Genomic DNA, 21,918 nt, shown 5'->3' with positions numbered 1-21,918 from the left:
TATTTTTATAAAAAAGTTTTTAGCTTATCTTAATCAGTAATCCATATGGACTTAAATTGGAATCAAATTCCTGAAGAGGTCAGATTTGGTATAAGGTATTTATCAGCCCATTTTTATCCCAAGAGGTACATGAGCCGGTGGAGCATTCTTAAGCCCCTATCCATGAAGTTCGTGGGTAACGTGAGGGGATATTCACCCCAGCAGTACCAGGAGGAGCTTGATCATTTCGAATTCTTTGAGAGTTATTTCAGGGATGATCCACTATCCGAAGTGGAACTACCTAGCTCATATATTGACTTCTTTGACGAACTTATGAAGGATTTTGAGAGCGGGGATATTCAGAGGATAGTCACCAGGTTCCACCTGGTCACTGAGGGAATTCTTGCCACGACCGGGCTAAACGTTCTCAGGAACGCTGGAGAGAGATATGGCTTGACGCGGTTCACTCAGGGAATAAAGCACATAATAGAGGATGAGGCCAGACATATCAACTTTGGCCTAAGTCTTGTCACAGATAAGACGTTCGCGCTGAGGAGGTTGAACGAGATATATCCCCAGGCCGTGAAGATAGTATCAGATGGAAGGAAGCATCTTGAAGCACTGACTCCTTTCCCAGACATTGTGAAGATGATGGAAGAACTAAGGAGGGCTAGGGAGGTTCAGCTCAAGATCTAGGGGCGTGCACTTACGTCAGTATCTCCCAGTGGGACTTCTCGATGAGTAAGTCGCTCATTGAGAAACGTCTCACCAGTTCTTCTCGTGTTAGACTAAAGATCTAATTGAAGGCGGAGCTCAGTTACTCTTACTTTGACGGAAAAACTTGTCATCATGTGAGTTACCAGTTCATGTACTTACCAGTTCAAGCAAGTTATCAAAAGTCCAGCTAAACCTTGAGAGTAATTCCCTGGCCACCTTCTCACTCTCATAGGGGTAAAACGTGGCTAGTATTGCCCTCTTACTTGGTAAATCCCCCGAGTAATCCTTGACATTGAAGTAAACGTTACTCTCTCTAGAGAGCGGAGATATCTCTTCCCTAGGATCCAGGATCACCAGCTTCACGTCAAGCCCGTCATTCAATTCCTCAAGTTCTTCAAGTGACAGCGTCCTAGTGTAAAGGTAGAGGTTGAGCCTCTTCCTGTTGACGTACTCCACTGTCCTCTTGGCCTCCCTCAAGGAGTACCCGTGGTTTGCAGGGTTCAACACCACGCCAACAATCCCCTTCCTGATCTGCCTCTCCAGTTCCACCTCTACTGGAACCCTGCACCTGGGATTGTAAATACCCAGCTGTATGTATCCCTTCCTTCCCCTCGACCAAAGATACTGTTGATAGAAACCGTCCACACAGCACTGACAACCTAGCCTGTATGACGGGTTAAGAAGAACCAGATCCAACCCTAAATCTCTTTCATATCCCCTAATCCCAACATGTTGAATGTCCACGATCATGAAAAACACTACACATGGGGATGGGATCCTCCCTTCTCCTCCCCGGTACACATCTTATAGAACTCGTCCGACTCAAGCCTTTTGAGTACGTATATCCCCTTTCTCTCTGTCATAAAGAAGAACGATCCGTCGTCTTCAACGCTCTGTAAAAACGTTTTATTATCGTCATCATACAAGGTCATTGAGATCTCCTTTATTAATGCGTTTAGGTCGTTAACGTTAGAAAAGGAGACATGGGTGTTCGAGTCCACAACGTACATCATAGCGTTCAACCCAATGTTCTTGGAGATAAGGTAAAGAAGCAGGTCAGTTGTCTTTTTGCTCGAGACAATCACAAACCTCCTGTCCGTCATTTCCCTGCAAATAGCGTCCTTTTTACCGTCTTTGGCATATTTATAAGCTAAGAACACAAGAATGTCCGTTCTCATCAATGGAATTTCTCATCCTAACTAAATAAGGTTTCCGTGGCGTAAATTATCATTTAAAACCTCCCTAGAACTTCAGGTTGTAGGTACAGGAGGTATAACCTTCAGAGCTTCCTTCACGTGAGATGTTGGATTCATTTGTGACGAATAAATTAACCTGATCTTTCCCTCAGGATCAATCACGAAGGTAACCCTACCTGGAATGAGGAGTCCCTTTGCCCCGTATAGTTCCCTTATTTTATCCCCTTCATCACTGATCAAGGTGAAGGGAAGGCCATACTTCTCCTTGAACCTTACGTGTGATTCTGGGGAATCTCCGCTAACCCCCAGGACCACGGCCCCCCTCTTTAATATCTCATCCCAGTTTTCCTTGAAACTAAGGGCCTCTGCCCTACATCCAGGTGTATCGTCCTTTGGATAGAAATAGAGCACAACGTATTTTCCTCTGAAATCTGAGAGCCTTACTTTATCTCCTCTCTCGCTTACTCCCTCAAAATCTGGAGCTTGGTCTCCTACCTTCAATTTCATGGCACAAAATTCGAAAGCTAGTTTATAATGATTTGTTCAACCCTGTTACTTGAGTTTATTTTTTAATGACTAAACTCAAAATAAACTCAATAATTTATCAAACTTGTATGACTTTTAATTTAATAAAAAGTATCTTAGGAGGTCGATTTTAATATTTGTAAATGTATTAATTGAGCAATTACTGGAAAATTTTATAAAAGAAATATCTGTAATTTTTCGACTAGGATAAATATGGCTCTACCCCTATTACCAATAGCTGTAGGATTTTTTGGTCTTGGTACGGGCTATTTTGTTTATGGAGGATGGGAAGTGACAAACTTTCCCAGCAGTTCGGAATCACTGAACAAAGGTCTTGGACAGTGGGGACTATGGATGCCAGGTTTCATGCAATTCCTTACTGGATTGATATTGTGGACTTACATAACTGTTTTCCATGTATCAACGACTAACGCGATTTACATGGCAGCTGTAGCGTTCACAGCTTATGGAGTTCATTGGTTCGCCATGGGACTAAACAAGCATTTCGGAGGAGATACGAGAATAGATGGCTACATGGCCATAGCCTTCCTGTGGCTTTCCATAATCGGTGCGTTAGTATTCTATGATGTTGGTGATGTTTCTGTAGGCATACTTTTCACCCTTCTGACGCTGGTGTACATCTCCGATATACCTGCAAGTCTAACCGGTTCCAGATTATGGATCAGAATTAAGGGAGCGTTCCATCTAATTACTGCAGTGTGGTTAATGTATCTAACTTTCGCTGCAATAACCACTTTTGCGTTGGGATGGACGCTTCCCCTTTAGTCTAAAAAGAATTTTTATACTCTTACTTTTCTCAACCAATAATAAATTGCCCCGATTATCATCCAGCCGGCGAATGTAGCAACTCCAATGAGAACGAAGGAATTGACTGCAGTTGTAACTATGTTGGCAAATATTACGAATCCTAGAATCGCATTTATGATCACCGTGAGAAGAACGTTCCACACGTTAAGTGCGCTAAACCTTCTTAAGATGAATAATAGACTAATGTTTGCAGTAAATATGGCAATCAGGAAACCGAACGTTGTGGTGATACCAACTGATAAGAAAACGTTAGCTGGCCCTATCGCTGCTGAGAAGATGAGAGTGTATAGAAGAGAGAAGGCAAGGGAGAAGAGGATGGCTACGTGGGGAGTTCTGTTGTTATCATGTATTCCCTCCAATCTCTTATCTAGGACGCCGTCCCTAGCCATGGCGTAGACCACCCTGGATACTGTGTTGAAGAAAGTTACAGAGTCTGTTAGTCCGCTGTTTATGAGCAGAATCGTTAGGATAACTGCCAGGACGAAACCTCCATATCTCATTCCCAGGACGATGCCTGGAACAAGTTGGCTAAAGAAGGATGACATGTCGTTGACCCCCCAACCCACAGTGAAGGCTTCGCTGGCCATAAGGTAGGTAATCCCCACGAGCAAGGCACTGGTGAAGACACCCTTAGTTATGGTGTTCTTAGGGTCCACAGCCTCCTCTCCTAGGACTGAGGTAGTCTCATATCCCGCGAAGGCCAGGAACACGAAAGCCATGCCTACTCCGACGTTGAATGCGGATGGCGGTGGGGCGTACTTGAGAGTAAAGGTGGCAGGATCTGGCGACACCTTAGTGAAGATTAAGAGGGAAGTTCCCAGAATGAACGCTATTTCAAGGATGCTCATGGTGAGCGTAAATTTGAGGGATGGTCTTATTCCAAGGTAGGAGAGGATTCCTCCAAATAGCGCGACGGCCACGACTAGGGGAGCCCATATCCATCCCGGAGTATTAATCCCAAGTACCTGCAATGCACCTGGCAGAAATACTCCTATGGAGAGGTAGATAAAAACTAGAGCCGTAAGAGCGTAGAGAACGTAAGCCCAACCCACAAAATAACCAACTTTCTTTCCCAAACCTTCTGAGATGAATGCGTAAATCCCTCTAGCACTTTGAACGTATCTACTTGTAATGGATAACCTAGTAGCATCAAGGAGTACCGCTACCGTTGCTAAAAGTACAGCTAGCGGGAAAGAACCATAGGCGTAGGCTGCAGCCCCTGTTAGCGTCACTAGGCTGGCCATTGCCGGGGCCGCTCCACCCACTCCTTGAGCCACTACTTCTCTATATGAAACAGATCCCTTTGCAAGTTCTTTCTTGCTCATTTACACCTAAGAAATCTGTGGAGTATTTAAGCATTTCAGGGTAGAAATGAACAAAATTTAGACAGGCAAGGTTCTGCGTAGCACTCTACGATAGGTTTAAATCCAAGATTAAAACCCGTCTTAGAAGAATTTCAGGTATAAACGTGCCAGAAATTATCGAGAAGAAATATGAGGGGGCGTTGAGCTTATCGAGTGCCCCCTGTTTGCCTAACCTCCACTGGGATCGGATTCTTCACTAGGAAGAGAGCAGGGCATTTTCTCTCAGCCCTCTCTAAAACCTTTGAAAGATCCTTATCGCTGATCACCTCAAGGACCAGTTTCTTTATTATGGGGCCCTCCTTATCCGTGACCACAGGAGCGAGATCATAGTATATGTGTCCCCTCACGTTGAGCCTCTCCATAACTATTCCAGCCTGTGAGGCTTCTAAGGCGAGAGTTGAGGCGAAGCACGCCATGACTCCGAATAGAACGTAGCTTAAGGGTGTTCCGTGAACTCCCTGTCCGCCAAGGATCTTGGGTTCGTCAGCCGTTACTATTACCTTTGTGGTTTCGGTCTTCATTTCGGCAACAAACATAGGGGAGCCTTCTAGTCTAAACTCTCCCTCTATATGCCTCTCCATGGGAATTGATCCTTCCCTGGATCCCCTTTCCCTCAAGGTCTGAAGCGCATCTTGGTCTATGTTGTTGATTCTCATGTTACTCCTCCATTGCTATTACCCTGGCCATCGCCCCGCTTCCCCTTCCTACCTTGATTGGGAGCGCGACGATAAGGTATTCCTTCCCAGGTTCTAGCTGATCTAGATTGGCTAGGTCCTCTATTACCACGATGCCACTACTGAGTAGCTTCTTATGAACCCTGAAATCGGTGTGATCATAGGGCTCAATGCCCAGGGTATCTATGCCCACAAGTTTGACGCCATGGGAAATGATAAACTCCGCCCCATCTAGGGAGAGTCCAGGAAAATCGTAGAGGAATTCCTTTGTAAAGGCCCTCTTTTTATCCCATCCTGTCCTGATTAGGATGGTCTTCCCGTCATACTCAGGCTTCCACACTTCCTTCAGTGCCTCTGCCGTGATCTCCTTTCCCTTGGTCTTGGGTGAAATACAGTATCCCTTGTTCACTAGTACGTGGAGGTCAATCTTGTCTACAGTAACTCCATACTCGTCGAAGTGATAGGGAGCGTCTATGTGAGTTCCAGTGTGAGTGGCAAAGGATATGGTCTCGACGTTATATCCGTCTCTGCTCATTATGCCCACAGGTTTTATCTCCACCATTGGATTGGTGGGCCAGATGGGCATGTAAGGCTGGAGGGTTACGGACAGGTCATAAATTTTCTTGGGACTCATAATATTATATTGATCGCATATCCTAAAAAGCAAAACGCAATAGTTCAAGTTGAGATTTGTTAGGTTGAAGTTTGGGTATCACTGCCTAAGGAATCAGGTAGCTTACCTTGGACAGCTAGGATTCGGATTCTACTGTTTAGCCATGACATCCACTCCTGAAGCTCTATTTGAAAACAATTCAAAGTCATGAGGGAGGAGGATATTAAACCCAAAGTACTTTTAGAGATCATGTTTCTTGTGATTCAAAATTACCCTATCGAGGGATTGGGTACGCTGAAGCAAGTACTAGATTCCAAGGGAATACGTACCCTGACGGTAAGCGCTGAGGACCTAACGGGAAAGGAGGAATTCGAAGGGCTCATCGTCCTCGGAGGACCCATGGGCGTGTACGAGATGGAGAAATATCCACATCTCAGGAGGGAGGTTGATCTAATCCAAAAAGCAATAGCAGAGGATAAGAGGGTCCTAGGAATCTGCTTAGGGGCGCAACTCCTCTCCTATGCGCTTGGGGGTAAGGTTGTGAAGGGAGCCTTCGGTCCAGAACTGGGTATAGGTAAGGTCAAGTTCATGGGGAAACTTGCAAACCTAGGCGAGGTTGAGGTATTTCAGTGGCACGGTGATACGTTCTCTCTCCCCGAAGGATCTGAGCTTCTAGCCTACAGTGAGAAGTATTTTCAAGCATTCTCATTCAGTCATGCCCTTGGTCTTCAATTTCATGTGGAGGTGGACGGAAAAATGGTAGAGGAATGGATCAGGGAATACGGTGGCAATCAGGATTGGGTGAAGGAGGTCGAGATAAGGCAAAACAGTCTCCTAAGAATCGCGAGTTACCTGGTGGAGTGGTGGCTTAGATGAGACCCAGACACTTTTAGTCAACATTTTTTAGTTGGTTTAGCCAGTTAAACCATAGTGAAGCCGGATTGACTCTTAGGGTAGAGGTAGGAAAGAAGGGTTACATGATAATCCCCAAGAACGTCAGAGACCTGCTCGGCATCAATGAGGGCGACTTCCTGGAACTCAGGGTAGAGAATGGCAAGATAGTCCTGGAAAAGGAAAGGAAAGTTGATCTGGAGGAGGTGGAGAGGAAGTTTGAGGAACACGAGAGAAGGATCGCGTATGCAAGAAGGGCCAGCCTTGGAGATTTAAAGGGCGTCGTGTTGGAGGAGGAGTTTGACGATTGATATTCTTGGATGCAAACTTCTTGGTGTACCTAAACCTGGGAGTTGACCCGGTCAAGAGCTTCTACCTCAGGATACTTTCCAATGAGAGTATGGGCGTTGACCCCCTGGTCCTAGACGAGGTGATCTACGTCTCGAGGAAGAAGTATGGCGTGAATTTCGGCGACACATTGCGATTTCTGGACGAGCTAGTCTTACCTTACGTAGTGGTATTTCCGATCTCCCTGAGGGAGTACCAGGTTAGCAAGGAGCTCATCACTAGGTATTCCCTCTATCCCTCAGACGCGTTTCACGTGGCAGTAATGCTCAACAACTCCATAAAGAAGATTCTCACCGAGGACTCCGACTTCGAGAAGATCAAGGAAATAGAGAGGATCTGGATAAAGTGAGCTCCAGGACTTTCACGACATTGATTTAATACCTTGTACCCAACTTATTCCTAGTCTTGAGAGTTCTCGCAGTGGTGGACTTCGGCCTCGTGGAGCATAGTGGTGGGTACAAGAGAAACCTGGAAATTATGAGGAGGTTACCCTCCTACCTCGAGGTGGATATAGTTCCCTCATTGAGGAATGTGAGGCTCGCCTTAAGCGGGCATAGGGATGAGTTGATCTCCTTACTGAAGGACTTGAAGGCTACCGTCTCCCTCGATGCGTTAAGGGATGCAAACTCACTGGAGGAGTTCCTTAAACTCCTGAGACCAGGTAAATACGATCTCGCCCTCGTGTATAGTAACTCTGGTGAAAACGTGGAGTTAGCCTCGACCCTGACCAATTCCCCCGTCGGCGTTCAACTGCAACTGGAACCCTTCTATAGGGATCTCTCGACCCTCTTCAGGATCAAGTTCAGGGGGTCAACAGGGAGAGCCCTCACCAGGTTTCAGAGGGCAGTTCAGGAGTCCAAGGAGGAGGAGAGAACCTGGCTATCCCTGATTAGGGCGGGAAAGTTGAACTTCGCCATTTCCGTGAGCAGGATTCCCTTAACTTATTCAGGCCTAGATCAGATGATCCCATATGACGTCACGACCCCGGGGAATGCCATAGATCCAGAGGTGAGCAAGGTGAGGAGGGAGAAGGAGGATTACGCAGTCTACTTCACCAGGTTAATTCCCGAGAAGGGACTCTTTGACGTCCCCCTAATCTGGAAGAGGGTAAACGAGCATAGGGACATGAGGCTTTACGTGATGGGACAGTTCCTGAGCGAGGATGACCGGGAGGAGTTTACCAGGCTCGTCCGCAGACTTAACGTTAACGTGGAGTACCTGGGCTTCAGGAGTGGGGAGGATTTGTACAAGGTCGTGGCTGGGGCCCAGTTCACGCTTTATCCCTCGCACTACGACAGCTTCTCCCTTGTGGTGTTGGAATCGTTGGCCCTGAACACTTCCGTAATAGCTTATGATACACCCGCAATCAGGGAGATATATCGCGGTGTTAAGGGCGTTCACACCGTGGAGGAGGACAACTTAAGCGGTATGGCCTCCCTGTGCCTGAAGCAGGAGAGGAGTGAGGTTAACGTCCCTGAGATGTATTCCTCCTGGGACAAGGTAGCCCTCGCTGAACTCGCCTCAATTAATAGAATGGCCAGGACGTTCTCGATTAACGGAATTTTCTAGACCGGAGGGGACTTACGTGAAAGGATATCGCTAATAGCTAGATTGCGCCTCCGAAGGAAATCTTTTTAATATGGATAGCCTATCCAACCCCCATGGATTTCAAGCTGAAGGTTGGCGCATTCTACGCCTTAAACTTGACCATACTTGGAATCCTCTTCCTGGAACTTGTAAAATTTTCACAGGAGGCGAGATCATCCTCGATCTCGTTCTTCTCCCTGGGTATACTGGCTTTCTTCCTGGGATTGAGGCACGCAGTTGACGCGGACCACTTGGCAGCAATAGACAACTCGGTCAGAAAACTGACGCAGGAGGGGAAGAGCTCTCTCCTGGTTGGAACCTTTTTCTCACTTGGTCACTCCAGCGTGGTCTTCCTCCTGTCGTTTGGACTTGTGCTGAGCACCAGATTGGTGGAGGGAAGCATTCCAAGCCTTGAGAAACTCGGTTCCTTCCTCGGAACCGCGATCAGCGGAGGGGTTCTCTACCTGTTGGGGTTTCTGAACTTCTTCGTTGCCCTTGAGATATACCAACTATACAAGGGTGTCATGAGGGGAGAGGTAGACGAGGAGAGGGTGGATAACGTGCTACAGAAGAGAGGGTTAATGGGAAGGTACTTCAGAAGGCTATTCTCGCTCATTAAGAATCAGTATTACCTCTACCCCATAGGTTTCCTGTTCGGGTTAGGGTTTGATACGGCCTCAGAGACCGCACTCCTTGCCATCACCGCGACCTCATCTGGTCTCTTCAGTGGAGTATCCACATGGTACGCCCTCCTATTCCCAGCCCTATTTGCCGGTGGTATGACTCTCATAGACTCGACCGACGGATTCTTCATGAATGGGGCGTACAGGTGGGCCTTCTCCGGAGATCCACTTAGGAAAATCTGGTACAACCTCACCATGACAGTGATCTCAGTTATGGTGGCGTTCGTGATTGGATCCCTGGAGTTGTTGGGTCTCCTTCAGTCAGAGCTCGGACTTCAGGGTGGGATGTGGAGTTGGATAGCCTGGGTGAATGGAGGTGCAGAGTGGGGCTATGTGGGGGTCTTCATAGTCTCGGTTTTCGTGGTAGTCTGGAGCCTATCTGCGACGATTTACAGGGTAAGGGTGAGCAGACTCTCCAGGTCAATGAGCAGGTAAACCCTTTATTCCTGGTTTCAAGTTTAGGGTGAAGTTGAAAGTCCTGGTTATAGCTCCTCACCCCGACGACGAAACCTTGTGTTGTGGAGGTTCCATTATACGTCATGTGACAAGGGGAGATGAAGTTCACGTCATTGTGGTCACGGATGGGAGATACGGAGCCCCTAAAGAAGAGCTGAGGGGGAGCAAGGAGCTCGTCGAGATGAGAATGCGTGAGTTGCATAGGGCAGTGAGGAGGCTAGGACTTACACCCAATGACGTAACCTTCCTGGGCTTTGAGGACGCGCATGTGAAATATAGGGTTAAGGAAGTGACGGATGCCCTTAGGGACGTGGTGAGGGACTTGAACGCCTCGTTACTGTATTCTCCACTTCCCTACGATGGTCACCCTGACCATTCAACCGTGGGGAAAATTGTAACGGGAATTAACGTCATGACAAGGTTCTATCTCATCTGGATTCCCATAGGGACAAGAAAAGTAGGATTGCTCCCACTGAGAAGGTGGAAGAGGGTGAAGGTTAACATTGAGGAATATAGGGAGAAAAAGGTCGAGGCCTTGAACGAGTACAGGTCTCAACTTGGGGGACTTACGAGGATCCTGGAAAGGTTGACTGGCAAATATGAGACTTTCTACCTCAGAGACACTTCCACTCCTTGAATGAAGTAAAGACCTCTGAACGAGCAGGGCAAAGAAAGAAGGCCTACCCTCCCAACTCCCTCCTTAAATTAATAGTTTTTCCACGTTCCGCCCACAACCCACACAGGCTCCTCCACAACCTCAAGCGCAACAGGATCGGTTTTCAACTCCTCCAGTATCCTCTCGTTAACCTCAACTCCTATGCCAGGTCCATCCGGTACCTTCACTCTTCCCATCTCAACTGGAGTTCCGTTATTCACGAGATCCCTTTTCCATTGTGGGAACCAGTCGTAGAAGTTCTCCAGCAGGAGTAGGTTAGGAATAACCGACGCCAACTGGATTGAGACCGCGTTCTGTATTGAACCGAAGGCATTGTGGAAGGCAACTTCAACGTCGAAGGCCTCAGCTAGCGATGCTACTTTCCTGGCAACTGTAACTCCACCGATGTTGGTCAAGTCAGGTTGTAGGATGTCCACTAGCCCCTCCCTCAAGTAAACCAGAGTTTCTTTCAAGCTCACCAGTCTCTCTCCCATTGCCACCCTTAGGTTGGAGTGTCTTTTGTATTTCCTATATCCCTCCAGATCCTCGTGGTGAACTGGCTCCTCAGCGAACAGTGGTCTGTACTTCTCGAGCCTCTTCGCAATCTCAATAGCCGAGTTTGCGTTGAACCTCCCGTGATGTTCAATCAAGATCTCGACCTCTTCCCCAACAGCTTCCCTGACTGCCTTCACCCTTTCCTCTGCCTGTCTCAATCCATGTTCATCAATCCAATCGTAGTATGGTCCAAAGGGATCAAACTTCATGGCCCTGTACCCCCTCTTAACCACGTTCTTTGCCTCCCTAGCGAAGTCCTCTGGCGTAACACAGTCCTTGTACCACCCGTTCGCGTAAACGGGTACGTGGTCCCTAAACTTTCCGCCCAGTAGCCTGTGAATCGGTGCTCCCAACTCCTTTCCCACAAGGTCCCAGAGCGCAATATCTATCGCGCTGGTTGCCGTTGCGGACTCGAAGGATCTGCTGAGATAGAAGTCCTGCTTGTACCATTCGTGGTAATTCCTTTCTACTCTTTCGACCTCCTTTCCCAGATAGCCCTTGCTAACCTGTTGGATTGCACTAAACACGGGCTTAACCCTCAACGTAGGCACGGCCTCACCATAACCTATCATTCCGTCACTTGTGGTCACTTTCACCACGATCATGGTAGAGGCCCAGGTTGCAGATCCCCTCTCCTTGGAGGAGAGGACAAACGGCGTAATTTCTTGGATTTTCATAAAAATAGTACCCAGTTATCCATAATATACTTTCCACTACCTTAGCTCCTTAATAATAAGACTTTAAATCTTCTTAGCAGAATAATTTTCATGTTTTTAGAGGAAAGGGGGTTGGTCCCTTGAATAGGAACCTTAAGGCAATAAAGTGGTTCATAAACACTCAACTTCTCGGGAAATGGTACAGCGTTGCTTACGCTACCTTCAAGGTTACTTCCCACTGCAATCTAAGGTGCACCTTCTGTAATCCGTCGTACTACTCTGGGACCCTGCAGGAGGTAGGCACGGAACAGCTGAAGAAGATCATCGATAATCTCAGGTCCACTGTGGTTGTTCTGTCCTTTGAGGGTGGAGAGCCAACTACTAGGCCCGACATTCTCGAGCTTCTGGAGTACGCCCACGATGGATCATTTTACGTCATGTTAACTACGAACGGATACAAGTTGAATGATCCGGACTTTCTCTCAAAGTTGGCCGATAGGATAGACTTCCTTCACTATTCCATTGACGAATACCATTGGAACGTGAAGGCCTTTGATACTCTCTGTAAGTTCAGGGAATACGGCCTAAAGGTTAACGTTCAGACAGTAGTTACAAGGTATAACATAGACAAACTCGAGGACAAGGTGAGAAAGGTTAAGGAGTGCGGTTATAAGATCCTCCTCATGCCCGCAGTTGACTACCCTGACTCTAGGGTTAAGCTAGCCCCCGACAGGGAAAAATATTTCGAGGTACTGTCCTATCTAAAGAGGAAGTACGGTTCAACTCTGAACAACTCCTGGGGATTTATACGTGCAGTGGGAGGTGAGCTCCCCAAGAAGCTGACGAGTTATGCCATAACGGTTTACCCTAACGGCGATCTGCCTTATCCGGACGACGTCAACGGCGAGATAATAGGCAACCTAACTAGGAACAGGCTAGAGGACCTCCTCGCCTCAAGAAGGGCTGATGAGCTCAGGAGGAAAATGCTAGAGGACGAGGCCAGGTACGAATACCTTCACCTCCAGACAGCGTCATTTAACAGCCTGAGGGACCTTGCAGAGTACGTGAAGGAAATGGGTAAGTGGGCATTCACTGGAAGAGCGTGATTGAGACAAGGGTTAAAATGGAGCCAGAACTATTTCTATTATGAAGGCAATTATTGTAAGGCCACCTAATGAGGGTGTCGAGGTTAAGGACATCACATTGAGGGAATCCACGGACGGGAAGATAGTTGTCAGGACTAGACTCAGCGGTCTGTGTGGAACAGATAGGGGTCTAGTCACGGGAAGGCTTACCTTCGCAAGGCCTCCACCGGGATACGATTTCCTTATCCTGGGTCACGAGACTCTTGGTGAAGTGGTAAAGGGTAATGGAGAGTTCAGTCCCGGGGACCTAGTTGTTCCAGTGGTCAGGAGGGGTTGTGGATCCTGCCTAAACTGTATGCTGGGAAGGCAGGACTTCTGTGAAACCGGAAGATTCACGGAGATCGGAATAAGGGGAGCTCACGGTACCATGAGGGAGGAGTTCTTAGAGGACCCAAAGTACCTAGTTAGGGTTCCAAGGGAACTAGGAGATGAGGGAGTTCTATTGGAGCCTCTCTCAAATGTCGTGAAGGCCCTCACAGAGATGGAATATCTTCAGAGGAGGTCGTGGTGGAGGTGCGACGATTCCACCTACTCGTGCAGAACAGCTGTGGTACTGGGGAGTGGACCCATAGGTCTCCTGTTCTCCATGGCCCTGAGAAGTATGGGCTTCCGCGTGATTGTGGCGAACAGGAGGCCCCCATCCCAGGTTGAGAGCGAAATAACTCGAGATATAGGGGCAACCTTCCTCAACACCTCTGAGCATGAGGACCTTGAGCCAGATCTCATTGTGGACACCTCTGGGCATCCCTCAGCCGTCGTCCCCTTACTTCCTAGAATCAGGAAGAACGGTGCGGTGATCCTCTTTGGAACAACTGGGCTAGAGAGATATGAGCTAACTGCAGAGGAGATAACCATGTTGGTTGAGAACAACATCCTGATCTTTGGGAGCGTGAATGCCTCAAAGGCCGATTTCCAGGCTGGAGTTAACCTTCTAGTGGAATGGAAGGCCAGGTATCCAGGCGTCCTCCAAAGGATGATCACCAAGAGGGTCAGCGTGGAAGAGGCCCCCCAAGTCCTGAAGGAAAAGGTCCCGGGGGAGATAAAGACGGTCATAGACTGGACTGCTCGTGAGAGTTAATGGAGAGAACCGAGTTACTGTACATAGTGTCAGGTCTCCTCTTTCTCACAATTTTTGGAGTGTATCTCACGTTAAAGGATTTCGCGGTTGGTTTAATCCTCACTGTGATCTCTGCAGTGTGGGCCCTTTTTATCTACGTCTTCATGATAAAGTTCTGGAAGGAATCAGAGTGAGTGACACTGTTCCACGAACGCCACCACGGTGGACATCTCCTCGGCACTTGCCTCCGGTCTGCTCAAGTTATGTCCAGCTCTCCTATTTACGAAGAGGTAAACCTTGTTTCCCATCTCCCTAGACTTAGCAACGTATTTCAAGGCGTGCATGGGATGGACCCTATCGTCATTAAGCCCTGTGTACACTAGGGTTGGAGGTAGCCCTTTCTTCAGGTTGTGATAGGGACTGTAGGAAAGGAGGAACTCGGAGTCCTTTTCAGGGTCACCGTACTCGGGTACCCAATACATACCAGCGAGGTACTTGTGAAATTTCAACATATCAAGGACAGGGTAACCTATGACTCCACAGTCCACCAGGGACGTGTAGAGGTTAAGGGTAGCTCCCACCAGCAGTCCACCGTTACTTCCACCCATGGCTATTGTCCTTCCTCCCATCATTTTCACGGTCTGTAGGAACTCCGAGAAATCCTTGAATACGTTCATCTTGTTCCTGAGCATCCCCGCCTTGTGCCACTCCTCCCCGTTCTCAAAGCCTCCCCTGAGGTTTGTGACTAGGACGGAGTAACCAGAGTCCATAAGTTCGAGGAATAGAGGATTGTAACTGGGAAGGAGCGGGATCGCGAACCCACCGTAACCGTAAACCACAACTCCCCTATTACCTCCCTTACTTAGGAGGAACCCGTGCAGGAGGACGTCTCCCTGGACGTAAATCTCCTTGACCGTGAGCCTCTCCTCCCTCCCCCTTCTCAGCACCTCGACTCTCTGATCCTTTATCCTGGAGATGGTGTATGACGTGTCAAATGATGTCTCCAGGACGTAGATCTGATCGCCAACTGTATCGAAGGTGAGGATGTGGTCCGTCGTGTAGTTCCAGGTCTCCCTCCCCTCCTCTGAGTACTTCACTAGAGACGTCTTGTAATTCCTGATCTCGAGGGTCAGAATCCCATCGTCCATAACCTTCATGTCCAGTGTGGGTCTTGAAATCTTGAATAACTCCACACCATCACGCATGAGAGAGTTTCCCTTCACGTAATATATCCTTCCTCCCTTCATGTCGTAGGAGGTGATATCGCCTTCATCCACCTTTTCAAAGTCTCGATAGAGTACCTTCTTGCTCCAACCTATTCCCCTAACCAGGAGAAGGTTATCTCCCTCAGCCTTAACTGAGATCCACTCACCCCTTCCAGGGTAAAAGGGGAGCATCTCCTCCCCACAGAACAACCTTTCCACTGCAGGAGGAACTCCATCAGGTGAGCTCTCTGTCCTATACTCCCTAACGTAACACAGCTTGCCCCTTAAGAAGAAAAACTGGTTAACGAGCCCCTCAACCCTTCTCACTACCTTACCCTGCTCATTCACTAGGATCGAGTAACCCTGATCAGATCCTCCTATCCCTACCCCTATTCTCACCAGGTCTGAGTTCCATACCCTCTCCAGGGAATTGAAGATGTCTTGTTCCCTCTCACTCCTGATGATGTTCCCGTTGACCTCAGCGTGGACTCCACTCTTGGACCTAACTAAAATTGCCACTCCCTTTTCCGTGCCCACCAACGTGATGGGCCTTTCCTCGGTGAGTCTCTCGAGAATGGGCTGATAGTGAAGTTTTGCCCTCTCCTGAAAGAAAGAGGAGTTCCTCGTTTCCTCCTCTATGAATGCCTTAGTTCTAGGATCTTCTAGGTTTTCAATGTATTCAAAGGGATCCATAAATCAGATAGTGGCACAGGATAATTTGGTTAATCCGCTCTATCTCCCTTCACTATAACGGTTATTTTATCCCCCAGGCTCGATAGATCACCACCGCTCTCTAGGTCCCCATTCCTAAACCTCAACTCAACCCTTCTAGAACCATCGGAGATGAGGACAAATACCTGCGAATTCACGCTCCACAGCATGGCCTGTTCCAGGACCTCATCCAGCTGATCCTTTCCAATTTGTGTGGAGAGAAGAGTCCTCATGTTCAAGAGGAGTTTTGCGTTACTCGGTGCTCCACGTTCCTCCTTTCTTTCCACCTGTACGGACTCTAGATCCCTCTTAAATATCTCTACGCCCCGCCTATAGAACTCCTCGGTCTGCCTCTTGGCAACCCTCTCGAAGGGACCCTTGTAGAAGAAGGTTAACCTAACCACGGTTCTGTCCCTGGTGGGAAGAATGATGAAGCGGAGATAAGAGTTAATCTTCACTAGTCCTTCCGTCTTCTTTATGAGATAGGTTATCTCATCTCTCGATTTTTGCATGGTCACCCTAAGCGTGACTGTGATCATCCAGGAAACTTGAAGCTCCCATCCGTTCTCAGTCTCCTTGAGGCTTTTGAAGCTCGGGACGTACTTCATGAGATTACGTGGGTCGGATAGGTAATCCTTGACTACGTTGCCGGCCTGGTCGTTTCAAATTCGTATGTGACTTCCACATTTTTATAATAATGACTTATAGTTAATAAATAAGGGACGATGGAATTATGGCTAAAATTCAAGGCATATTCCAGCATGATCCAAGATGATCTTTGTCGTCACTACATGTAGTCCCATACACCCTTTCCCTTGTAGTTGTAGACCACCGTCTTGTAGGCAGTTACGTACTCTATGGTGTACCCTATTCCCTCCCTTCCTAGTCCCGAGTCCTTTCTTCCTCCAAAGGGGAAGTAACCTATCCCATGCCTTGGAAAGTCATTTATGTAGACCGCTCCCACTTCAAGTAGTCTTATGGCCTTTCTGATCTTATTGATGTCCTCTCCAAATACCGAGGCATCAAGCCCATATCTCCTGGAGTTGCTCAGGGAGATAGCTTCATCCACGTTGTTCATCTTAACTAGAACTGCAACCGAGAGGAAGACCTCCTTCTGATAAAGGTAAAGGTTCTTCACGATCTCCTTTGAGGCCTCGATCAAAGTAGGTTCAACATAGTTCTCCTTCAGCCTTTTGCCCCCAAATAAAACCCTGGCTCCTTTCTCCTGCGCGTCCTTGACGGAGAACTCTAGCTCATCCACCGTTCCCCTGTCTATGATCGGTCCCATGCTCACGTCCTCCCTGGGATCGCCAACCTTTATCTTGGATAGCTCGTTGAGAAGCGTCTGCTTAAGTTTGTCATAGACGCCAGGTTCAGAGAAAATGAACTTTATTGAATCGCACCTCTGTCCGCTGTACGAGGTGATCGAGGTAACAAGCTTCTGTCCAGTGGAGACAGGATCAGCATCATCTAGGACAATGGCCGAGTCACCGCCTCCGAGCTCCATCACGTACTGTTTAACGCCTCCAGCCCTAATTACCCTCTCTCCAGTCTCCGTGCTTCCGGTGAATGAGATGACTCCAATCCTTCTGTCCGAGACTACCTTATCCATGTCCTTCCCAGGTATGGTCAGTATTCCCAACGCGTGCTTGGGAAATCCCGCAAGTTCCGCGATTCTCGCGAAAAGGATTGCGGGCACTGGAGTTTTACTAGCAGGTTTGATTAGGATGGCGTTACCTGCAACCGTAGAGTAAACGAACTTGTTCACCACGTCGAAAAGTGGATAGTTGAAAGGAGTAATTGCAAGAACTACTCCCAGTGGTTCCCTTCTCACAATGGCCTCAGTCTCCAAGCTCTCACTACTCCAGTCGCCTGGAACGTATTCTCCATAGAGTTTCCTCACGTCCAGGTCTGCCCTGATTAATCGTTCTATGGACGCGTTCACTTCACCGTTGGCAGCTGCCCTAGTCTTTCCGTTGCCTATCACTAGGACTTCAACCAGATCACTCCTAAATTTGTCCAGGAGCGAGGCCATATCATGAAATATTTTCAATCTCTTTTCTCCTGGAAGGTCACGGATCTCCCATCTCCCCTTCTCTGAGATCTTGGAGAGTGCACTGTCCACCATCTCATAGGGAAGTCTGGGAACCCTGGCGAATGTGGTGAGGTCTATTGGGGATATAACATCTTCGAGCTCCCTTGCTGACACCCAGTCACCGGTGAGATAAGTCTTGAAGACCGTCGTGTTAGACTCTAAGCTAGTTATCTCCTTAAACTCTGGGGACAATTCCTTGAGGTTCATAAATAGAATGTACACATTACTTTTTATCCATTTCCTTGAGGAATGCCTCGATCTCGGACAAACCTGGGAGGTTTTCTTGGTCCCCCCTTATCATTACGTTAAGGGTTGAACTCACGATGGCGTAATCCAACGCTTTCTCCATGCTGAACCCTGACATAACTAGGGATAGGAAGGTTCCTCCTAACGCATCTCCTGCTCCTGTAACGTCCTCTACTGGGACCGAATAACCTGGCGAAAAGTACTTTCCTCCGTCGTGATAAAGGGATGCTCCCTTTGGCCCCTGCTTCATCACTACCACCTCGGCGTATTCCCTTAGGATGGCAGAGGCCCTATCTGGATCTGACTCACCCACTAGAATCCTGGAGTCATCAACATCAGTTATCAAGTACTTCACAGGGTAATCCTTAAGAAGCTTCATTATTGTCGTCCTCGCCTCCTCTGGAGTCCATAGCTTTAACCTAATGTTGGTATCGAATGATCTGTTCCCGTTAAGTGAGAAAGCCTTGAACACCGAATCTCTCGCTGAGCTAGAAATGGCCAAGGTTATCCCAGTGGAGTGGACGAGGTCACCGCCTCTCACAAGGTTCTCATCCACGTCCTCCGGCGATAGTCTGCTTCCAGCACTTCCCTTTCTATAGTAGATTGACTCGCTATGAAGCGGAACCGGATAATCCCTCTGTACGAAAAATATACCCGTGGGATTATCGTCAAACTTGACGTGATCGACGTTAACTCCCTTTCCTCTTAACCATTCTATTGCATTATGACCGAACTCGTCGCGTCCTACCCTTCCTATGTACACGCAATTGTTCCCTAGCCTGACGAAGGCCACACAATAATTGGCCTCGCTTCCCGCCACGTGTTTCTCAAAGTAATTCACGTGCCTTAATGGTCCCGAGGTAACGGCGTTAAGTTCTATGAGAATTTCTCCCAGGGTTACCATAGTTTTCAAGCTTTAACACCGAGACCCTTGATGAAGTTCTCTACCTCTTTTTTGAGTTCCCTCTCCTCGCCTTCCTCAAGGGGAAATATGGGCGGTCTTGGTCTCCCAACCGAATATCCCTGCGTCATTTCAGTTAGGACGTAAAGTGCACCAAGTTGTCCATATTTCCTTGCTAGCTCCACAATGGAGGTAATCAGTCTCTGGTGAACTAAGGCCTTCTTCACGTCTCCCTGTGAGATTGCCCTCTTCATCTCAACGAAAACTGTGGGGAGACAGTTGGACATTGAGGCTACCGTCCCATCGAGTGATAACAAGGAGTAAAACGCTAGGGTATCAGAACCGTTGTACACCTTCATCTTAGGGAAAGTTGTTTTGAATTTCATGGAATGTGCCAGGTCCTGATTCGTGTCCTTTACCCCTGCCAACTCAAGGCCAAACTTGGAAAGTAGTTCAGCTGATATATCATAACCTGTGGCCAACGGGTAGTTGTAAAGGTACACTGGATGGGAGGAATGGGAGGCAATAGTCTGAAAATACTTGATTAACCATTTCTCTGGAAGCCTCGGGAAATAGTAGGGGGAGTAAGACGCTATAGCCCTTACACCGTAATCAGAGGAGAACTTAACAAGTTCCAGCACATTGTTTAAGTTAAGCTCTCCTACCTGGAATATGACCCTGTCAGCCACGTCTGAAAGGGTTCTAAGGGTTTCCTTCTTTTCCTCCTTCGAGAGGGCTGGTCCTAACCCTGTCGTTCCGTTCAAGAAGATTAGATCTATCCCCTTTTCAAGAAGATTGGTGGCGTGGGTCTTCAAGGCTTCCCTGTTGATGGTCCCGTCTGGATTGAAAGGCGTTAGGATGGGAACAACGACTTCCATAGAAATTAAATTGAAGTCTTAAATAAAAACCTACGCATTCAAGTTCTGAGGCGATCTTCGCACTATCTAGTAAAATTATTTTATGGTGAGGGAAATCATCTACATGTGTCTATCTCCAGGACGTTTACCATCCTACGAAAGATGACGCCGAGGCTTTTGAAGTACAGGGACTTCAGGAGAAGGATCCTGAAGGGAGAAACCATCCCCAGGGAGGAGCTCGAGGAGGAGGCCAAGAGGTTCGTGGATACCATGATAGAGCTAGGCCCAACCTTCATAAAACTGGGTCAAGTGCTCTCGGTTCGCGCTGACGTCCTTCCCCAGGAGTATATGAGGGAGTTGCAGAGGCTTCAGGACGAGGTACCCCCAGCACCCTTTGAAGAGGTAAAGGAAACGATTTTCAAGGAGGCTGGAGACGTGATAAGGGAAGTAGACCCGACTCCCCTGGCTGCAGCAAGTCTTGGACAGGTCCACCGAGGAGTGAGTAAGGATGGGAAGGAGATCGCGATCAAGGTGAACAGGCCTGGAGTTGAGGAAATTCTGAAGGCAGATATCTCCGTGATAAGGACCTTTCTCCCCCTAACTAGGTTGATTCTGGACTCCAGTCTAGTGGAGACCCTCAAGCTTATCTTCAGGCAGTTCTCCACAAGGATATTTGAAGAGCTCAACTACGAGAGGGAGGCCTTCTACACGGAGAAAATTAGGGAAGAACTAGAGGGATTCAGGGTAAGGATACCCAATACCATAAAGGCGACCCGGCATGTCCTTGTGATGGAGTACATTCCTGGGTTAAAGATCACGTCACAGGAGGCCCTTAACAAATTTGACAGGAAGGGCCTAGCCTGGAGAGTGTTCAAGGTGTTTGTTTACCCCGTGTTGAAGGGGGAGTACTTTCACGCGGACCCTCACCCTGGAAACATAGCAGTGGATGAAGACGGGAACATAATCCTTTACGACTTTGGAATGGCGGGTTACATTGACAGGGAGACCAGGATAAAGTTGATTCGCATGTACGTTACCATCAGCAGGGGCGACCCTCTCATGCTGGTCAACGTTCTGGATCAGTTAGGTGCAGTTCAACCCTACGCTGATCGGAAGGTCTTAGCTAAGGGTTTCGAGCTAATGATAAAGGAGATGAAGGGGGTCCCCGTGGACCAATTGGAACTCGACGACTTTAACAGGTTAGCCAGCGAGGCGTTCTTTAAGTTCCCCCTTAGGTTACCGGAGAAGATAGCCCTTTACTTCAGAATGTCATCTGTCCTAGAGGGTACGTGTAGAATGATTGACCCTGAATTCGACTTCCTCCCTAACCTGGTTAGAATCGTGGAGGAGGAAGGGCTAATGCGCGTGGCCCTGGTGGACGAGGTAATGGATTACGTAAACTATTTCTCGACAGGGATTAAGGAGAGAATGTTAAAACAGCCAAGCCTGCCCAGGAAAAGGGAGAGAAAATGGATTGGTATACCCGTGGTGGCTGCCTCGATCCCAGCCTACTTTTTCCTAGGTGACGTAGTTTCCCTCTTGATAGCCCTTCTAGGGATAACGGTTACTCTATCTTTACCTTAGCTGCGCCCTCTATGGGAATCTTTAACGTGAGAACACCGTTCTCATATTTCCCTGTTACCTCAGCGTCCTTAGGAACCTTGACTGGTAACCTGATTTCCCTCATCATCCTTGAGGGTCTTTGCGCCACGTGTTTTATTCCAGCCTGCTCCACGTCCCTCTTTCCCTCAATTCTGAGAACTCCATCAGACGATAGCCTTATACTAATGCTGGACTTGTCGAAACCCGGCATGTCCACAATAACCACAAGGGTGTTACCCTGCTCGTACACGTCTATTGGTGGGAGCACCTTCTCATAAAATTCCTTGGTCAGGTCATTCAACTGTTTACCAAGTTCACGTAAAAGGATCTCCATATCATAACTTGCGATGCGGTGGGTAAAAAATCATTGCT

The 21,918-nt window shown here is 48.0% G+C and carries 25 protein-coding genes; 12 read left to right on the top strand and 13 right to left on the bottom strand.

What is annotated here, in order from left to right:
- Window positions 1-45 precede the first annotated feature (45 nt).
- Window positions 46-675 (top strand): ferritin family protein, encoded by a 630-nt coding sequence (locus tag MSED_RS06675; RefSeq protein WP_012021262.1) that lies wholly within the window; start codon window positions 46-48, stop codon window positions 673-675.
- 168 nt (window positions 676-843) lie between these two features.
- Here MSED_RS06675 and MSED_RS06670 read toward each other — a convergent pair whose 3' ends face one another.
- From MSED_RS06670 to MSED_RS06660, 3 genes are all read right to left on the bottom strand, one after another.
- On the bottom strand, window positions 844-1,446 hold the full coding sequence (locus tag MSED_RS06670) for a hypothetical protein (RefSeq protein WP_012021261.1): 603 nt from the start codon (window positions 1,444-1,446) through the stop codon (window positions 844-846).
- Window positions 1,447-1,454: 8 nt separating this feature from the next.
- The gene (locus tag MSED_RS06665; protein WP_012021260.1) at window positions 1,455-1,874 is read right to left on the bottom strand and encodes a hypothetical protein; all 420 of its coding nucleotides are present in this window, start codon (window positions 1,872-1,874) and stop codon (window positions 1,455-1,457) included.
- 72 nt (window positions 1,875-1,946) lie between these two features.
- Window positions 1,947-2,399, bottom strand: coding sequence for a peroxiredoxin (locus MSED_RS06660; protein ID WP_012021259.1), 453 nt, complete (start codon window positions 2,397-2,399; stop codon window positions 1,947-1,949).
- A 231-nt stretch (window positions 2,400-2,630) separates the two neighbouring features.
- Here MSED_RS06660 and MSED_RS06655 point away from each other — a divergent pair, with 231 nt between their 5' ends.
- Entirely contained in the window at window positions 2,631-3,203 is a 573-nt protein-coding gene (locus MSED_RS06655; protein ID WP_012021258.1) for a hypothetical protein, read from the top strand.
- 14 nt (window positions 3,204-3,217) lie between these two features.
- On the opposite strand, the gene MSED_RS06650 is transcribed toward MSED_RS06655, so the two are convergent.
- From MSED_RS06650 to MSED_RS06640, 3 genes are all read right to left on the bottom strand, one after another.
- Window positions 3,218-4,570, bottom strand: a complete 1,353-nt coding sequence (locus MSED_RS06650) for an APC family permease (protein ID WP_012021257.1) — start codon at window positions 4,568-4,570, stop codon at window positions 3,218-3,220.
- A 185-nt stretch (window positions 4,571-4,755) separates the two neighbouring features.
- Complete coding sequence (locus MSED_RS06645) at window positions 4,756-5,265, bottom strand: OsmC family protein (protein WP_012021256.1); 510 nt, start codon at window positions 5,263-5,265, stop codon at window positions 4,756-4,758.
- Between the two features lies 1 nt (window position 5,266).
- Window positions 5,267-5,917 carry a cyclase family protein gene (locus tag MSED_RS06640; protein WP_012021255.1) on the bottom strand — a complete coding sequence of 217 codons (651 nt, stop codon included), beginning with the start codon at window positions 5,915-5,917 and terminating at the stop codon, window positions 5,267-5,269.
- A 225-nt stretch (window positions 5,918-6,142) separates the two neighbouring features.
- Here MSED_RS06640 and MSED_RS06635 point away from each other — a divergent pair, with 225 nt between their 5' ends.
- From MSED_RS06635 to MSED_RS06610, 6 genes are all read left to right on the top strand, one after another.
- A complete protein-coding gene (locus tag MSED_RS06635; protein WP_144418844.1) occupies window positions 6,143-6,772 on the top strand; it encodes a type 1 glutamine amidotransferase in 630 nt (209 codons plus the stop codon).
- Between the two features lie 65 nt (window positions 6,773-6,837).
- Window positions 6,838-7,098, top strand: a complete 261-nt coding sequence (locus tag MSED_RS06630) for an AbrB/MazE/SpoVT family DNA-binding domain-containing protein (protein ID WP_012021253.1) — start codon at window positions 6,838-6,840, stop codon at window positions 7,096-7,098.
- Window positions 7,095-7,484, top strand: a complete 390-nt coding sequence (locus MSED_RS06625) for a type II toxin-antitoxin system VapC family toxin (RefSeq protein ID WP_012021252.1) — start codon at window positions 7,095-7,097, stop codon at window positions 7,482-7,484. The genes MSED_RS06630 and MSED_RS06625 overlap by 4 nt, the downstream gene beginning before the upstream one ends.
- Before the next feature lie 56 nt (window positions 7,485-7,540).
- Complete coding sequence (locus MSED_RS06620) at window positions 7,541-8,704, top strand: glycosyltransferase (protein ID WP_012021251.1); 1,164 nt, start codon at window positions 7,541-7,543, stop codon at window positions 8,702-8,704.
- 92 nt (window positions 8,705-8,796) lie between these two features.
- Complete coding sequence (locus tag MSED_RS06615; RefSeq protein WP_012021250.1) at window positions 8,797-9,840, top strand: HoxN/HupN/NixA family nickel/cobalt transporter; 1,044 nt, start codon at window positions 8,797-8,799, stop codon at window positions 9,838-9,840.
- Window positions 9,841-9,874: 34 nt separating this feature from the next.
- A complete protein-coding gene (locus MSED_RS06610; RefSeq protein WP_012021249.1) occupies window positions 9,875-10,498 on the top strand; it encodes a PIG-L deacetylase family protein in 624 nt (207 codons plus the stop codon).
- Between the two features lie 68 nt (window positions 10,499-10,566).
- Here the strand turns inward: MSED_RS06610 and MSED_RS06605 are convergent, their stop codons facing one another.
- A complete protein-coding gene (locus MSED_RS06605) occupies window positions 10,567-11,748 on the bottom strand; it encodes a mandelate racemase/muconate lactonizing enzyme family protein (RefSeq protein ID WP_012021248.1) in 1,182 nt (393 codons plus the stop codon).
- Between the two features lie 119 nt (window positions 11,749-11,867).
- Here MSED_RS06605 and MSED_RS06600 point away from each other — a divergent pair, with 119 nt between their 5' ends.
- From MSED_RS06600 to MSED_RS12360, 3 genes are read left to right on the top strand one after another with little or no spacing between them, the layout of a single operon-like run.
- Window positions 11,868-12,833: a radical SAM/SPASM domain-containing protein gene (locus MSED_RS06600; RefSeq protein WP_012021247.1), complete on the top strand. Its 966-nt coding sequence runs from the start codon at window positions 11,868-11,870 to the stop codon at window positions 12,831-12,833.
- A gap of 40 nt (window positions 12,834-12,873) precedes the next feature.
- Window positions 12,874-13,950: a glucose 1-dehydrogenase gene (locus MSED_RS06595; protein ID WP_012021246.1), complete on the top strand. Its 1,077-nt coding sequence runs from the start codon at window positions 12,874-12,876 to the stop codon at window positions 13,948-13,950.
- Complete coding sequence (locus MSED_RS12360) at window positions 13,950-14,123, top strand: hypothetical protein (RefSeq protein WP_187146780.1); 174 nt, start codon at window positions 13,950-13,952, stop codon at window positions 14,121-14,123. Before MSED_RS06595 ends, MSED_RS12360 begins: the two co-directional genes overlap by 1 nt.
- On the opposite strand, the gene MSED_RS06590 is transcribed toward MSED_RS12360, so the two are convergent.
- The 5 genes from MSED_RS06590 to MSED_RS06570 form a co-directional block, all read right to left on the bottom strand.
- A complete protein-coding gene (locus MSED_RS06590) occupies window positions 14,115-15,827 on the bottom strand; it encodes a prolyl oligopeptidase family serine peptidase (protein WP_012021245.1) in 1,713 nt (570 codons plus the stop codon). The two genes, MSED_RS12360 and MSED_RS06590, sit on opposite strands and share 9 nt — an antisense overlap.
- A 29-nt stretch (window positions 15,828-15,856) precedes the next feature.
- Window positions 15,857-16,453 carry a hypothetical protein gene (locus MSED_RS06585; protein WP_012021244.1) on the bottom strand — a complete coding sequence of 199 codons (597 nt, stop codon included), beginning with the start codon at window positions 16,451-16,453 and terminating at the stop codon, window positions 15,857-15,859.
- Window positions 16,454-16,632: 179 nt separating this feature from the next.
- A complete protein-coding gene (gapN, locus tag MSED_RS06580; RefSeq protein WP_012021243.1) occupies window positions 16,633-18,147 on the bottom strand; it encodes an NADP-dependent glyceraldehyde-3-phosphate dehydrogenase in 1,515 nt (504 codons plus the stop codon).
- A 16-nt stretch (window positions 18,148-18,163) separates the two neighbouring features.
- Window positions 18,164-19,090: a bifunctional 2-dehydro-3-deoxygluconokinase/2-dehydro-3-deoxygalactonokinase gene (gene kdgK, locus MSED_RS06575; protein WP_012021242.1), complete on the bottom strand. Its 927-nt coding sequence runs from the start codon at window positions 19,088-19,090 to the stop codon at window positions 18,164-18,166.
- A 5-nt stretch (window positions 19,091-19,095) separates the two neighbouring features.
- On the bottom strand, window positions 19,096-19,965 hold the full coding sequence (locus MSED_RS06570) for a bifunctional 2-dehydro-3-deoxy-phosphogluconate/2-dehydro-3-deoxy-6-phosphogalactonate aldolase (protein WP_012021241.1): 870 nt from the start codon (window positions 19,963-19,965) through the stop codon (window positions 19,096-19,098).
- A gap of 105 nt (window positions 19,966-20,070) precedes the next feature.
- On the opposite strand from MSED_RS06570, the gene MSED_RS06565 reads away from it, so the two are divergent.
- Window positions 20,071-21,528 (top strand): ABC1 kinase family protein, encoded by a 1,458-nt coding sequence (locus MSED_RS06565; protein ID WP_012021240.1) that lies wholly within the window; start codon window positions 20,071-20,073, stop codon window positions 21,526-21,528.
- Here MSED_RS06565 and hsp14 read toward each other — a convergent pair.
- On the bottom strand, window positions 21,509-21,880 hold the full coding sequence (gene hsp14 / locus MSED_RS06560) for an archaeal heat shock protein Hsp14 (RefSeq protein WP_012021239.1): 372 nt from the start codon (window positions 21,878-21,880) through the stop codon (window positions 21,509-21,511). The genes MSED_RS06565 and hsp14 overlap by 20 nt on opposite strands.
- Window positions 21,881-21,918: the final 38 nt, after the last annotated feature.

It is taken from the genome of Metallosphaera sedula DSM 5348, from assembly GCF_000016605.1.
GTDB classification, from domain to species: domain Archaea; phylum Thermoproteota; class Thermoprotei_A; order Sulfolobales; family Sulfolobaceae; genus Metallosphaera; species Metallosphaera sedula.
This window is presented reverse-complemented; position numbering and strand designations above follow the sequence as displayed.

Coding starts and splice junctions, on each gene's coding strand:
- MSED_RS06675 (WP_012021262.1), top strand. CDS start 46: ATGGACTTAAATTGGAATCAAATTCCTGAAGAGGTCAGATTTGGTATA.
- MSED_RS06670 (WP_012021261.1), bottom strand. CDS start 1,446: ATGATCGTGGACATTCAACATGTTGGGATTAGGGGATATGAAAGAGAT.
- MSED_RS06665 (WP_012021260.1), bottom strand. CDS start 1,874: ATGAGAACGGACATTCTTGTGTTCTTAGCTTATAAATATGCCAAAGAC.
- MSED_RS06660 (WP_012021259.1), bottom strand. CDS start 2,399: ATGAAATTGAAGGTAGGAGACCAAGCTCCAGATTTTGAGGGAGTAAGC.
- MSED_RS06655 (WP_012021258.1), top strand. CDS start 2,631: ATGGCTCTACCCCTATTACCAATAGCTGTAGGATTTTTTGGTCTTGGT.
- MSED_RS06650 (WP_012021257.1), bottom strand. CDS start 4,570: ATGAGCAAGAAAGAACTTGCAAAGGGATCTGTTTCATATAGAGAAGTA.
- MSED_RS06645 (WP_012021256.1), bottom strand. CDS start 5,265: ATGAGAATCAACAACATAGACCAAGATGCGCTTCAGACCTTGAGGGAA.
- MSED_RS06640 (WP_012021255.1), bottom strand. CDS start 5,917: ATGAGTCCCAAGAAAATTTATGACCTGTCCGTAACCCTCCAGCCTTAC.
- MSED_RS06615 (WP_012021250.1), top strand. CDS start 8,797: ATGGATTTCAAGCTGAAGGTTGGCGCATTCTACGCCTTAAACTTGACC.
- MSED_RS06605 (WP_012021248.1), bottom strand. CDS start 11,748: ATGAAAATCCAAGAAATTACGCCGTTTGTCCTCTCCTCCAAGGAGAGG.
- MSED_RS06595 (WP_012021246.1), top strand. CDS start 12,874: ATGAAGGCAATTATTGTAAGGCCACCTAATGAGGGTGTCGAGGTTAAG.
- MSED_RS12360 (WP_187146780.1), top strand. CDS start 13,950: ATGGAGAGAACCGAGTTACTGTACATAGTGTCAGGTCTCCTCTTTCTC.
- MSED_RS06590 (WP_012021245.1), bottom strand. CDS start 15,827: ATGGATCCCTTTGAATACATTGAAAACCTAGAAGATCCTAGAACTAAG.
- MSED_RS06585 (WP_012021244.1), bottom strand. CDS start 16,453: ATGAAGTACGTCCCGAGCTTCAAAAGCCTCAAGGAGACTGAGAACGGA.
- gapN (WP_012021243.1), bottom strand. CDS start 18,147: ATGAACCTCAAGGAATTGTCCCCAGAGTTTAAGGAGATAACTAGCTTA.
- kdgK (WP_012021242.1), bottom strand. CDS start 19,090: ATGGTAACCCTGGGAGAAATTCTCATAGAACTTAACGCCGTTACCTCG.
- MSED_RS06570 (WP_012021241.1), bottom strand. CDS start 19,965: ATGGAAGTCGTTGTTCCCATCCTAACGCCTTTCAATCCAGACGGGACC.
- hsp14 (WP_012021239.1), bottom strand. CDS start 21,880: ATGGAGATCCTTTTACGTGAACTTGGTAAACAGTTGAATGACCTGACC.